This window comes from Pedobacter ghigonis (assembly GCF_903166585.1).
In the GTDB taxonomy this organism is placed as follows: Bacteria; Bacteroidota; Bacteroidia; order Sphingobacteriales; family Sphingobacteriaceae; genus Pedobacter; species Pedobacter ghigonis.
Window position 1 is genome coordinate 116,711 of sequence record NZ_CAESCM010000011.1, and the last position, 13,669, is coordinate 130,379.

At 38.3% G+C, this 13,669-nt stretch carries 14 protein-coding genes; 5 read left to right on the plus strand and 9 right to left on the minus strand.

The window, feature by feature from the left end; all coding sequences use genetic code 11:
* Positions 1-65 precede the first annotated feature (65 nt).
* The 5 genes from HWV58_RS16490 (at position 66) to HWV58_RS16510 (ending at position 6,138) form a co-directional block, all read left to right on the plus strand.
* Positions 66-851 carry a LytR/AlgR family response regulator transcription factor gene (locus HWV58_RS16490; RefSeq protein ID WP_175635146.1) on the plus strand — a complete coding sequence of 262 codons (786 nt, stop codon included), beginning with the start codon at positions 66-68 and terminating at the stop codon, positions 849-851.
* Positions 841-3,846, plus strand: a complete 3,006-nt coding sequence (locus HWV58_RS16495; protein WP_175635147.1) for a ligand-binding sensor domain-containing protein — start codon at positions 841-843, stop codon at positions 3,844-3,846. The genes HWV58_RS16490 and HWV58_RS16495 overlap by 11 nt, the downstream gene beginning before the upstream one ends.
* A gap of 251 nt (positions 3,847-4,097) precedes the next feature.
* Complete coding sequence (gene scpB, locus HWV58_RS16500) at positions 4,098-4,664, plus strand: SMC-Scp complex subunit ScpB (protein WP_175635148.1); 567 nt, start codon at positions 4,098-4,100, stop codon at positions 4,662-4,664.
* A gap of 87 nt (positions 4,665-4,751) precedes the next feature.
* A complete protein-coding gene (locus tag HWV58_RS16505) occupies positions 4,752-4,946 on the plus strand; it encodes a hypothetical protein (RefSeq protein ID WP_039476158.1) in 195 nt (64 codons plus the stop codon).
* 73 nt (positions 4,947-5,019) lie between these two features.
* Positions 5,020-6,138, plus strand: coding sequence for a GNAT family N-acetyltransferase (locus HWV58_RS16510; RefSeq protein WP_175635149.1), 1,119 nt, complete (start codon positions 5,020-5,022; stop codon positions 6,136-6,138).
* 353 nt (positions 6,139-6,491) lie between these two features.
* On the opposite strand, the gene HWV58_RS16515 is transcribed toward HWV58_RS16510, so the two are convergent.
* From HWV58_RS16515 to HWV58_RS16555, 9 genes are all read right to left on the minus strand, one after another.
* Positions 6,492-7,421: an EamA family transporter gene (locus tag HWV58_RS16515; RefSeq protein WP_217707017.1), complete on the minus strand. Its 930-nt coding sequence runs from the start codon at positions 7,419-7,421 to the stop codon at positions 6,492-6,494.
* Between the two features lie 4 nt (positions 7,422-7,425).
* On the minus strand, positions 7,426-7,905 hold the full coding sequence (locus HWV58_RS16520; protein WP_175635150.1) for an Lrp/AsnC family transcriptional regulator: 480 nt from the start codon (positions 7,903-7,905) through the stop codon (positions 7,426-7,428).
* 109 nt (positions 7,906-8,014) lie between these two features.
* A complete protein-coding gene (locus tag HWV58_RS16525; protein WP_175635151.1) occupies positions 8,015-8,332 on the minus strand; it encodes a helix-turn-helix domain-containing protein in 318 nt (105 codons plus the stop codon).
* 107 nt (positions 8,333-8,439) lie between these two features.
* Positions 8,440-9,792 carry a UDP-N-acetylmuramate--L-alanine ligase gene (locus HWV58_RS16530; RefSeq protein WP_175635152.1) on the minus strand — a complete coding sequence of 451 codons (1,353 nt, stop codon included), beginning with the start codon at positions 9,790-9,792 and terminating at the stop codon, positions 8,440-8,442.
* Between the two features lie 90 nt (positions 9,793-9,882).
* Positions 9,883-10,722: a 50S ribosomal protein L11 methyltransferase gene (gene prmA / locus HWV58_RS16535; RefSeq protein WP_175635153.1), complete on the minus strand. Its 840-nt coding sequence runs from the start codon at positions 10,720-10,722 to the stop codon at positions 9,883-9,885.
* A complete protein-coding gene (tpiA, locus tag HWV58_RS16540) occupies positions 10,722-11,483 on the minus strand; it encodes a triose-phosphate isomerase (protein WP_124558548.1) in 762 nt (253 codons plus the stop codon). The genes prmA and tpiA overlap by 1 nt, the downstream gene beginning before the upstream one ends.
* A gap of 48 nt (positions 11,484-11,531) precedes the next feature.
* Positions 11,532-12,704 (minus strand): putative sugar nucleotidyl transferase, encoded by a 1,173-nt coding sequence (locus HWV58_RS16545; RefSeq protein WP_175635154.1) that lies wholly within the window; start codon positions 12,702-12,704, stop codon positions 11,532-11,534.
* 72 nt (positions 12,705-12,776) lie between these two features.
* Positions 12,777-13,025 (minus strand): type B 50S ribosomal protein L31, encoded by a 249-nt coding sequence (locus HWV58_RS16550; protein WP_025142617.1) that lies wholly within the window; start codon positions 13,023-13,025, stop codon positions 12,777-12,779.
* A gap of 235 nt (positions 13,026-13,260) precedes the next feature.
* Positions 13,261-13,545 (minus strand): hypothetical protein, encoded by a 285-nt coding sequence (locus tag HWV58_RS16555; protein WP_175635155.1) that lies wholly within the window; start codon positions 13,543-13,545, stop codon positions 13,261-13,263.
* Positions 13,546-13,669: the final 124 nt, after the last annotated feature.

Genomic DNA, 13,669 nt, shown 5'->3' on the forward strand with positions numbered 1-13,669 from the left:
ACTGGTTTTTTGCGATTGTATTTTTTTTTGTTCTCCGATTTTAATACATTCACCAGCATATTGCTATGACGACTTTAAAAGCCATTATTGTTGACGATGAGGAATTTGCCCGTTCATCGTTATTTTTTTTACTGCAACAGAACTGCCCACAGGTAGAAATTACCGGTATTGCAAGGTCTGTGGCGGAGGCAAAAGACATTTTAGCCCACCACCCTATCGACCTGATTTTTTTAGATATTGCCATGCCGGGCGGTAACGGTTTTGAGTTGATCCCGGATGCGCAAAAGCAAAATGCAGCAGTTATTTTTACTACGGCTTATGATCAGTATGCACTTAAAGCCATTAAAGCCAATGCACTGGATTATTTATTAAAACCAATTGATATTGACGAGCTTACCATAGCCGTGGAGAAGGTTTTTCAGCACATTAAGCGATTTAAGGGGCAGGAAGAAAACGACGAAAGAATCCAAAATCTGGCTTCTAGTTTAAGCTCCAGAACGGAGATTAAAAAACTAACATTACCTTACGGGCAAGGCTTTAAAATGATCGACATTGACGACATCATTTATATCGAAGCCGATAGTAATTATTCCATTGTACACTTAAATAACCTCGATAAAATAACAGTCTCGAAAGTTTTACGCGAATTTGAAGAGCTTTTACCAACCGATCAGTTCGTTAGGATCCATAAATCGAGTATTATAAACCTTAACCACCTAAAAGAATACAATTCTAAAAATGGTTTGCAGGTGTTCTTAAAAAATGGCGAAAGCATAAATATTTCGCGCCGCAGGGCTAGCGATTTCTTCGAAAAAATAAAACTATTTACAAAGGCAAACAGTGAGCATTAAATACCGCATAGCGCACAGAAAACAGGCTAAAAACGCATTGTTGAAGTTAAACCTCAGCCGAAATTTCTTTGCACTTTTTCTTTTGTTTTTAGCTTTTTTCCCGTTCAGAACACTATTTGCACAAACCACTTACCTACCCCATTACAATGCAAAAAGTGGTTTGGCCAGCAATAACTGTTACTACATTTTACAAGATAAAAAAGGCTTTATCTGGATTGCTACCGACAACGGATTAAGCCGTTTTGATGGTACTAATTTCCAGAATTTTACCATTGAAGATGGCTTGCCCGATACACAAATCCTCCAGATGAAAGAGGATAATGATGGCCGCCTATGGTTTTTTGCACTTAATGGTCAGCTTAGTTATTTAAAAGATGGTAAATTTTATAACCGCAATAACGATCAGCTTTTAAAAAAACTGAGTTTCAATACGGTAATTGTCTCTTTTTTAATAGATAAGGCCGGCAGGATTTGGCTGGGAACTAACGCCAACCTGATCGTTTGCTGGGATGGAAAAACGATAAAAAAATACATCTCACCCAATCCCAACGATAAGTTTATCAATGCTTTTATCCACGAAGACGAGCAGGGAAATATATTGGCCTATAGCGACCAGAGCGTTCAGCGGTTTAATGGAAAAACCTTTTCGCTTATCAAATCGAAAGTACTGCCACTATCTTACATGGCCGCAGCCAATACTGCCGGCAAATCGATGTTTTATCTCGATAATGGTGGTTTAAAAGAATTTAAGCATGGGCACATTAACGATTTAATTGCCATTCCGCAGAACCTGATCAAAAATATGTCGGGCTATTTTTATTACGACAACAGCACCAAAGAAGTATGGCTTTCCAATGCCAATGGTGTCTTTGCCTTAAATAAAAATGGCAAAACGGTGCAATACCTTCAGGATATTCCGGTAAACCAGGTAATAAAAGATAACAACCAGAACATGTGGTTTGCTACCACCCAGGGCATCTACATGTTACCCAATGTTAACAACCGTTTATCCATTATTGATGCCGAATCGGGTCTGAGCAGCAATGTAATTAAAAGCATTACCAAAGATGGAAAAAACAGGCTTTGGCTGGGTACCGATGATGCGGTAATTGATGTTTTAACCATTAACAACTACCAGGTTGACGAAATTGGTTTAGACGATTTTAAAAAGTATAAAACCATTAAACAGATTACTTTCGATCCGAAAGATCAATCAATTTACTTTGCATCCGATTACGGAATGGGTGTTTTTAAACACATTTATAACAGCACCGAAGAGGTAAGCTATTTAAAAGAATCGAACAATTCCATGTTCGTAATTAAGCACTTCAGCGTTGGCGAAAACAACAACCATTTGGCACTTGCACTTTCTTCAGGAGTAGTTTTCCTGGCGGATAGAAAAAATAAATTCGAGTTTAACGCAGCAAAATACCGCGAAAAAGAAGACTTTTTTAAAGACCGTTCTTACCATGTTTTTTATGATCGCGATGGCAATCTCTGGTTTTCCAATATCAATGGCCTTTCGCAATTGGTAAAAGGAAAGCTGATTAAACATTTTGAAAACCATCCCCTGCTTACCAAGCGTATTAACGATATCCAGCAGCTTGCCGACGGCACTTTGGTACTGGCCACCGATGGCTACGGACTGATTTTTTATAAAGACAATAAAATCAGGACGCAGATTACCCAAAAAGACGGTTTAACTAACAATATCTGCACTAAAATTTTCGTCAAAAACAATGAGATATGGGTACTCACCAACAAAGGTGTAAATAAAATTGCCAACTACCCTTTCGAGCCCAGTGTAGCCAATTTCGATTACGGGAAAGACTTGTTAAGCGATGACGTAAACAGTTTGTTTATTGATGATAGTACCGCTTATTTTGCAACAAACAAAGGGCTGATACTCTTTAAATATAACAATAAAAACAGTCTTAGAAGCTTGCCCAAGGTATACGTAACTTCTATTATTAAAGATAACGAACGTTTACCCGTAAACCAGGGCAATTTCACTTTCGAAACAGGTAACAATACCATTCTGTTTACCTTTAGTGCGGTTGATTTTACCACCAGCGATATTACCTACCGTTACCGTTTAAACGAAAACCTGGCATGGGTTGAAACCCGTACGCGCCGTCTCGATTTTTCATCCCTACAGGCCGGCGATTATGTTTTTGAAGTAAGTGCCAAAAGCCAGAACGGAAACTGGGGCGAGCCTGCAAAAATTGCTTTTACCATTAAAAAACATTTCTGGCAGAGCCTGTGGTTCCTTTCCATTTTGATTTTGCTCGTAGCCTATATTTTTTATAAAGTAGCCGTTTACATTACCCGTAAACAAAAAGATAAAGAGCAGGAACAGTTGCTGTTAAAAAACAAAGTATTGATGCTGGAGCAACAGGCCCTGCAGGCCATGATGAATCCACATTTTGTATTTAATGTGATGAATTCCATTCAGCATTACATTAATACACAAAATACAGCTTCGGCTAACAAGGTTTTAACCGGTTTTGCGCGCCTGATCAGAAAGAACCTGGAAATTTGTACCAAGAGTTATATTTCGCTGGAAGAGGAACTCGAATACCTCAACCTCTACCTTAAACTGGAAAAAAACCGCTTCGGCGATAAACTGGAATACATTTTCACTATTGACGAAAATATCGATCAGGAAGAAACGTTTATCCCTTCCATGTTATTGCAGCCTTACGTAGAAAACGCTATCTGGCATGGCATTATGCCAAAAGAAACCGGTGGCCAAATCCAGATCAACATTAAACTGCAGGATGCTTTTTATTTAAACATCGAAATTATAGATGATGGTGTAGGTATTGATAACTCTTTAAAGAACAAAAAAGAAACCCATATCAGTAAAGGTATGCAACTTACCAAAGAGCGATTGCACCTTTTAGGTCAGATTGGAGCAAAACCTATACACTTAAGTGTACGCCAAAACACTACAAATGGTACAACAGTATCTATTTCTATACCGTTAAAATAGAAAATTTACCGTTTACTCAATTATTAATACCACTCACTAAATAGGAGTTTCACGGAAGCCCGATTAGCCTTAAACTTGTCATAGAAATAAACGATAGTGTTTATCAAAGACGTTCTTATAGAATTGATATAGATATTTAATAACCTAACCTAAAACTATATCTTAATTCAGGTTTCATTTGTGTGTTGAAAGCGGTCTTGTTTTTAGAAGCGAGACCGCTTTTTTTATGCCCAAAAATTCTATTTTTGCATATGCCCAATACTAACATCACCAGGCACATCGAAGCCCTGATATTCTCATCTGTTCAAAGCATCGGCGTACAGGAGATTATACTGGCCTTAAATGCCGTTTTTAATACCGAACATATCGAAACCCAGATATTCGAAAGCATCGATCAGATCAGAGATAAATACAACCAGGATGATTTCGCAATAGAGCTTGTGTTTTTAAACAATGGCTATCAGTTTCTTACCAAAAAAGATTACCACGAAACGGTTAACCAGCTCCAGCTGCACCGTTTAAAGAAAAAGCTTAGTCAGGCCGCCATGGAAACATTGGCCATCATCGCCTACCGCCAGCCCATTACCAAACTCGAGATCGAGCAAATCAGGGGTGTAAACTCCGATTACTCTGTTCAGCGCCTGCTCGAAAAAGAACTGATCAGTATCGATGGAAAAGCAGAAACTCCCGGCAGGCCCATACTTTACAGCACCAGCCCTTTATTTATGGATTATTTCAGTTTAAACAGTTTAAACCAACTTCCGCAGCTAAAAGACATCGTAAAAGAAGAAAATACTGTGGGCGAAAATGTTGAATAAATAATTTATTTTCTTTGCTTCCAGATTGTTATTAAAAAAAGTTTTTTTGTAATTTTAAAGTATAAAAGCAATTTTTATTTTTGTGTTATGAAAGCGCCAAAGAAACTCCCAGCAAAGCCGACTACCAAGAAACAGGTAGACGAAGATGATGATCTTGAAGATGACGATATTCAAACTACGAAAAAGAAGCCTCAAGACGATGATGACGACGATGATTTTGACATGCCGTTAGATGATCTTGATACCTTCGATAATTTCGATGACGACGACGACGATTATTAATATTTAAAAAACATATATTTGAAAAAGCATCCTACCGCTTGGTTGGATGCTTTTTTAATTTTAAAATCTGTTCATGCAAATTATACCAGTAAGTAGCCCATCTTTAAAAAAAGACTTTCTAAATACGCCCAAATTACTTTACAAAAACGATAAAAACTGGATCTGTCCGCTGGATAGTGAAGTTGAAAATGTATTTAATCCTGATAAGAACACTTTTTTTACCCATGGTAAATGTACGCGCTGGGTTTTAAAAGATGATGCAGGAAAACTGATTGGCCGGGTTGCCGCTTTTATTAACGAAAAAAAGGCACACAACTACGAACAACCCACGGGTGGAATGGGCTTTTTTGAATGTATTGATGATGAGAAAGCGGCATTTCTACTGTTCGATACAGCAAAGGCATGGTTAACCAAAAACGGCATGAAAGCCATGGATGGCCCGATTAATTTTGGCGAAAACGATAGTTTCTGGGGCTTACTGGTTGAGGGCTTTACCCCTCCTTCATTTGGCATGAACTATAATTTCCCCTACTATCAAAAATTCTTTGAACAGTACGGCTTCGTTACCGAATATGAACAACTCACCAACCACATTAACCTTACCATCCCCTTTCCTGAGCGTTTTACAAAAATTGCCAATTGGGTAAGAAATAAACCAGGCTATACTTTCGAATATTTCAGCAAGGCCAATTCAGAGAAATACATTAACGACCTGATGGAAATCTACAACGATGGCTGGCAGAATTTCGAAAACTTTGTGCCCATCAAAAAAGAAACGCTCGAAGAAAGCTTTAAAAGCATGGAACCGATTATGGATGAGCACTTAATTCAGTTTGCTTATTTTAATGGTGAACCGGCTTCTTTTGTGGTGCTTATTCCGGATGCGAACCAGATGATTAAAGGTTTTGACGGAAAACTGGGCTTATTAGAGAAATTAAAGTTTGCTTACAGGCGCTGGGTTGGCGTAACCCGTATGCGGGCCATTGTAATGGGTACAAAGCCTAAATTCCAGAAACATGGCCTGGAGTCGGTTCTTTTTATCCGCTTAGGCGAATATGTATTACCCAAGAACCAATATAAAGAACTGGAGTTAAGTTGGGTTGGCGATTTTAACGAACAAATGATTGCGATCCACAAAGCTACAGGCGCAACCTTTGGCAAAAAACACCTTACCATGCGGAAGGTATTTTAATTTTAGCTATCGTCATTTCGACTGAAGCGACCGATTTTTCAGCGGTTGTGGAATGGAGAAATCTATCTCAATATATTTTATAGATTTCTCTGTTTCGTTTCACTTCAGTAGAAATGACGACTTAGCTTTACAACGCAGTTCGTGACGTTGCGAACCACACCGCACGAACCTAATATAAACCTGTCATTCTGAACGCAGTGAAGAATCTGCCTCATATTTGCACAGGCCTAAATATTGCATCTACCTACATTTGCGTTTGGTGTACTATCGGTTAGGGATCCTTCGCTGCGCTCAGGATGACAGCAAAGGAATAATTAACGCAAATGCAAAGGTTCGTGGCGCACGAACCTTTTTTACACACTTTTATACTTCGGTAAATTAATCAAAAGTACACTTCCTAAAATAATGGCCAGACCAACCACCTGTGTCACACCAATTACTTCGTTGGTAAAGGTTAAACTCAATAAAACAGCCACTACAGGATTAACGTAAGCGTAGGTACTCACCTGAGTAGCCGGACGTACCTTTAGTAACCATACATAAGCGCTAAAGGCAGCTATAGAGCCAAATAAAATTAGATAAACAATGGATAACCATGCATCCAGTGGAATAGCTGCCCAATCAAGCGTTTTAAATTCAGATTTAATGATACTACCGGGTAAAAAAGCAACACTTGCCATCAACATTTGCCAGCCCGTATTTACCGAAACCGAACTGCCCGTTGTTGGATTGTATTTAGAGTAAAGTGATCCACCAGCCCAGGCAACCGGCCCGAAAACCAACAGCACCATACCGATAATTTGTAAATTACTTTGTGGCTTATCCAGCGCCTGTAAAAGCTGATTACCAAAAAGTAGGACCACTCCCAAAAAGCCAATTATCAATCCCGAAACAATGTACTTATTGCTTAAATTTTCTTTCCAGTGCGATTTATCCAGAATTACAAACCAGATTGCAGCCGAAGCCACCATAATAGCCACTAAACCGCTTGGAATAAACTGCTCTACCCAGATTACAATACCATTTCCCAACCCCAACATTAAAATACCGCTCACTGTAGCAATCTTGATGGTTTTGAGGTTAAAAATATCTTCTCCCTTAAACTTACACCAGCCCAGCATTAAAACTCCGGCAATAAAAAACCTGATTACACCCAAAACAAAAGGTGGAAAACCGGCCAATGCCTTCTGGATAAAAAAATAGGTAGAGCCCCAAACTATATATACGATGGCAAATGCCAGGTAAACCATTACCGGCGATGCTTTTTTGTTTAAATCTGTCATGATGTTATTTTTCTGGGATTACTAATTTTTGCTGTTCTTTTACCGTTTCTAACACGATGGTAGTTTTAACGGAAAGAATATTGGGTACCTTGCTAAACGAGTCGCGCAGTAAAGCCATCAGTGAAGCTGAATCAGCCGTTCGCACTTTAACCAGGAAACAATCATCGCCTGCTATTACATGCACCTCCTGCACATCCGGAATTTTAGCCAGCTCGTTTGCCGTATCGCTGCAGCCTAAACTTTGCGATGATTTTAAAGAAATAAAAGCCAGTAATTTTAAACCTACTGCATCCGGATTGATCCGCGCATTGTACTGCGTAATGACATTTTTCTTTTCAAGTTTCTTTACCCGCTCCAGCACAGCTGATGGAACCAGCTCAAGTGCCTTTGCTAAATCGACATTAGAAATACGGGCGTTATCCTGCATTAATCTGAGGATAGCGAGATCGATATGATCTAGACTAAAATTGTTTTCCGTTACCATATCATAAAACTACAAACATTTAGAATAAAAATCATTATTAATTAATAAAAAATGAATTTTATTCAGAATAATAATTTTAATATGACAAATAGTCGAAATAAAACAAGTTTTACATCCCCAGTTTATCGTATAAATCAATTACCTTTTTACGGAGTTTATTGATTTCTTCATCTTTTTCCATCAGTTCTTTTTTTAGCATAGCCAGCTCTTCTGCTGAATCAGGGGCTGCAGACAACCCAAGCAACTGAGCTACAGGAACTTTAAAAACTTTTGAAATTTGTTGTAAACGGGAAATATTCAGGTCGGTTTGACCTGTTTCGATTTTACAAAAAGCCGGAGTAGAGATATTCAGTTTCTTAGCTGCATCGGCCTGACTTAAATTTAACGTCAGCCTGCATTGCTTAATGTTGTCTCCTACGCTTTTCATGTCTTTTAGATTTGAGATATTAGATTTGAGACTGGAGAAGCTACCTGATACATAAGATAATATGAGATGTGAGAAGCAGGATCAATCTTGCATCTCACATCTCAAATCTATTTTTCTAATGCAGCTGCCAGCTCAGGCAAATCAAAACCGGCGTAATTACCCGAACTCATCATTAATAAGTTGGTATCGGTATAATGCAGGCTCAGTAAATAGGCCTTTAATTTTGCAGCATCATTAAAAAATTTCAGTTTTGGATTTTGGAAGGCACTTTGCACATCATCTTCTGAAAATGGTACCATCTGCTTCTGCTCAAAGGATTTTATATCGATAAACACAATGGCATCATCGGCTTTATCCATAGCACCCGCATATTCTTTTAAAAAATCTTTATTCAGACTACTAAAAGTATGTAATTCGATACAGGCAACCAGTTTACGATTGGTAAATTGTGTTTTAACGGCATCAATCGTAGCTTTTAATTTCGATGGCGAATGGGCAAAATCTTTGTACACATTGGTCGAAGCATCGGCCGAAATAACCTCCAAACGTTTTGCAGCTCCGGTAAACGAGGAAATGGCTGTATTAAATGCAGCTTCGTCTATTTCCAGTTGTGCACATACTAATCTGGCAGCGTTTAGGTTCATTAAATTATGGTCGCCAAAAACTTTTAAAGCTGTGTTTTCAGGAAGCAGGTAAGTTATCCCCTCCTTAATTTCATGCTCAGGAATGGCGTAACTGATTTTATTTACCTTAGCCTTTGAACGACTTACAATCTCGTTTAAATCGGCATCAGCTTCACAATAAATCAAGGTACCGTTTTCTTCAATCGTATCGATAAATTTATCAAACTGCGCGGTGTAATCGGCGTATGTAGGAAAAACATTGATATGATCCCATGCAATACCGCTAATTACCGCAACATTGGCTTTATAGAGATGAAATTTAGGTCTTCTATCAATCGGCGACGATAAATACTCATCTCCTTCAATAATCATTACCGGGGCTTCTGCTGTTACTTTCACCATCGTTTCGAAACCGGCCAGCTGCGCACCTACCAGGTAATCGAAATCGCGGTTATAGTAATTCAACACATGTAAAATCATGCTGGTAATGGTTGTTTTACCATGACTACCGCCAATAACTACACGCAATTTATTTTTGCTCTGTTCGTAAATGTATTCAGGATATGAATAGATTTTAACACCCAGTTCCTGTGCTCTCAATAATTCAGGATTATCAATCCGGGCATGCATTCCCAAAATAACCGCTTCCAAATCGCTGGTAATGCGGCTATCGTCCCAGCCCATTTCGGCAGGTAACAAGCCATATTTATCCAAACGGGATTTCGCAGGCTCAAAAATCACATCATCCGAACCAGTAATCTGATAACCTTTTTTATGCAGGGCAATAGCCAGATTGTGCATCGCACTTCCACCAATTGCAATAAAATGTATACGCATACAAATAAATTTTGAATGACAGAATTAAAGAATGAGTGGACATCAACGTTGCAACATATTCAATCCTTCACTTATTCAAAATTCAAATCATTATTTTTTTTCAAACTGTGCCGCAACCCACTCACCATTTTGCTTATGGTCGATATATTTAATATCATATTTAGCGCATTCGGCAGTGATCATACTTAAATCCGGATCGAGATAAAAACCGCTGAAGAAAATCTTACCACCTGGTTTCAATACTTCGGCGTAACGGTGAATCTGATCCAAAAGGATATTCCTGTTGATGTTGGCAAAAATAATATCGTATGCTTCATCCGGAATCACTTCTTTACTGCCGCAGAGTGCTGTTAAATTATCTACGTGGTTAAGCGCAGCATTTTCTATCGTACTTTGATAACAAATATCATCATAATCGATAGCCACAAGACTCTTTGCACCTAACTTAGCTGCAAGAATAGCCAAAATAGCAGTGCCACAACCCATATCTAAAACGGCTTTATCTTTTACATCGGCTGCCAGAATGTACTGCATCACCATCGTTGTAGTTTGGTGGTGACCGGTACCGAACGACATTTTCGGATCGATTACGATTTCGTAAGGAAAAGATGGTTGTGGCTCATGAAAAGTTGCCCTAACATAACACACATCATCAATTACCAGCGGACTGAAATTTTTCTCCCATTCGGCATTCCAGTTTTCATCGGCAACATCTTCTAAAGTATAATCTGTTGTAAATTCATCACTATAATTGGCCAGCAAATCTTTCAGATTCTGCTCGTTAAAATTATCTTTTATTACGAATGCCGTAAAACCACCCTCACTATCTTCGAAAGTATCGAAGCCTAAATCGGCAAGATCACTAATAAGTAAATCCTGCTGATAATCTTCGATACTTTTGAATGTAAATATTGCTTTTGTGTATTGCATTAGCTGTTTAATGCTTTAATGATATCTGTAAAATCGCGCGATTTTAATGATGCACCACCAATAAGGCCACCATCAATATCTTTTTGAGCAAATAAGCTCGCTGCGTTACCCGGGTTACAGCTTCCGCCGTACAAAATAGTTGTATCATCAGCCACGTTGAAACCATATTTTGCATGAATTTCGCTACGAATGAAAGCATGAATATCTTGCGCCTGCTCTGGTGAAGCGGTTAAACCTGTACCAATAGCCCAAACCGGCTCGTAAGCGATTACAATTTTCTTAAAATCTTCTTCAGTTAAACCGAAAATACCTTCTACCAATTGTTTTTTTAATACTTCGTAATAACTTCCGTTGTTACGCTCATCTAAAGTTTCGCCGATACAAAAAATCGGTGTTAAGCCGTTGGCTAAAGCAACTTTAGTTTTTTCTGCCAATAAAGCATCGCTTTCAGCAAAATACTGTCTGCGCTCTGAGTGACCTAAAATAACATATTCTGCACCAACAGATTTAACCATTTTGGCAGAAGTTTCGCCTGTGTAAGCACCACTTTCTTTATCGCTGATATTCTGAGCGCCAATTTTAACATCATTACCACCCAATTTTGCCAGGCTGTTTAAATGGATAAACGGTGAACAAATGATCGCTAACTGATCGCCTTTGCGCTCATCTCTAACCATATTTACGATTTCACTGAACAACGAAACACCTTCGTTATAATCTAAGTTCATTTTCCAGTTACCGGCAACAATCTTTTTTCTCATTTTGTATTATTTAATGGTTGGTTGATCTTTTACAGATCAGGTTTTATATTAAAATCGTCTATACGATTCGGTTAATTCAAATACTTTTATCAGGATGTTTTTTTCTACCTCATTAAAGGCCACATCTTTTCTTGCAAACACCTTTTCGGTTGTTTCGAACATTTTATGCAATTTATAAGCCTCGAAACCAGCAGCACCACCCCAACTAAAATCGGCAATGTGGTGTGGCGGAAAACCCGCACCAAAAATGTTAGCTCCTATTCCGACTACAGTGCCTGTGTTAAACATGGTATTAATGCCGCTTTTGGCATGATCGCCCATAATTAACCCGCAAAACTGCAGGTTGGTATTGCGCAATTTTTCGCTCTCGTAATCGTAAAGCTTTACTTCGGCGTAGTTATTTTTTAAATTAGAATTGTTGGTATCGGCACCAATGTTGCACCACTCGCCCATAACCGAATTACCCAGATAACCTTCGTGTCCTTTAGCTGAGTTACCCCAGATTACGGCGTTATTAATTTCGCCTCCGGCACGGCTGTTCGGACCAATGGTAGTACCCGAATATATTTTAGCTCCCATTTTTACCGATGAATTTTCGCAAAGGGCAAAAGAGCCTCGTATTAAACTGCCTTCCCAAACTTCGGCATTTTTACCGATATAAATGGGGCCGTAACCACTATTCAGTACGCTACACTCTACCTTAGCGCCTTCTTCCAGAAAAATATCGTTCCCCAACAACTGATTGGTACTGCTTATTTTTGCCGAAGTACGACCTTCGGTTAACAACTTAAAATCTTTTCTGATCTCGGCAGGGTTATTCCCAAAAATATGCTCGGGGTAGCTAATTCTGGTAAAACCTAATTGATAATCAACCGGTTTTAACACTTTTTGAGCCTGCTGATAAGTTAATACCTCGTTATTACTAAAAGCCAAAACAACATCGCCAGCCAATAATACTTCACCGCTTTTAAGCGCAGTAATGGCATCAAGCAAATCATCATCAGGGCAAACCGATCCGTTTATAAACAAACTTGCGTTAGATTTTGGAGCGAATTTTACAGAGAGGTAATCCTGGGTTTGAAAGCCAAAGTCAGCTTTTAAGTATTTCGCCCATTTTTCGGCAATGGTTAAAATACCAATGCGCAAATCGGCCACAGGCCTGGTAAACGTAAGCGGACGTAAAGACATCCAGCTGGCATCATCAAAAAGATTGATTGTCATAAGCAACAAAAATAAAAAAAGTCCCGATGCTTTTGGCAAAGGGACTTTAAAAAATGCTTTTTGTTGCTAAAATTATTTCTTAGCGTAACGGTTTTTGAATTTGTCGATGCGTCCTGCAGTATCAACCAATTTCATTTTACCAGTATAAAAAGGGTGTGAAGTGTGAGAGATCTCTAATTTATAAAGAGGATACTCATTACCATCTTCCCATTTAATAGTTTCTTTAGTATCTACGCAAGATTTTGTTAAGAAAGCATATTCGTTAGACATGTCTTTAAAAACAACTGGTCTGTAGCTTGTTGGGTGCAAATCTTTTTTCATTTGAATATTATTTTTAGTTATTTGTGTGAAAGCATCAAGAACATTTTTGCAATTTGCTGGCAACAACGCTTATGACATTTCCTATTAGTCTTTCTACCTCTATTTTAGAGGACGCAAATATCTTAATTTTATTTTTGATTTACAAGCCTAATGCAAGAATTTTAAATCATAAGGCTTTTCACAACGCATTCTAACCTAAAAACCTTTGAAATAAAGTCAAACAGCAGCTTTTAACCTAATCTTTTTTCTGACTATATTTTTTCCAGGTTTCTATTTTGGCCTTTTGTCTGGCGATATAGGCATCAGCAATTACCTCAGCCGAGCTTGAACCTTCAACCGTTTCGAGCAATTCCTTTAATTTATACTGATCTACATCTGCCTTATATAAAATCTGAATCAATTTCGGAAAATCATTATCAATCAGATAGGCAAACGCATCGACCATCACCTCCCGAAGTTGATTTTCGGAAAGGTTTTCGGACACATCGAAATCTTTACTGATGATACTAATTAACGACATCGAATAGAATTTTTAAGATTATTACGGCAAAGTTTTCATTAAGCGAAAAACAATAGCACAAAGTTAATAATGTTTAGATTAGCTCCCTCATCCATTTCACATCTTCCATCATCCATCTTACATT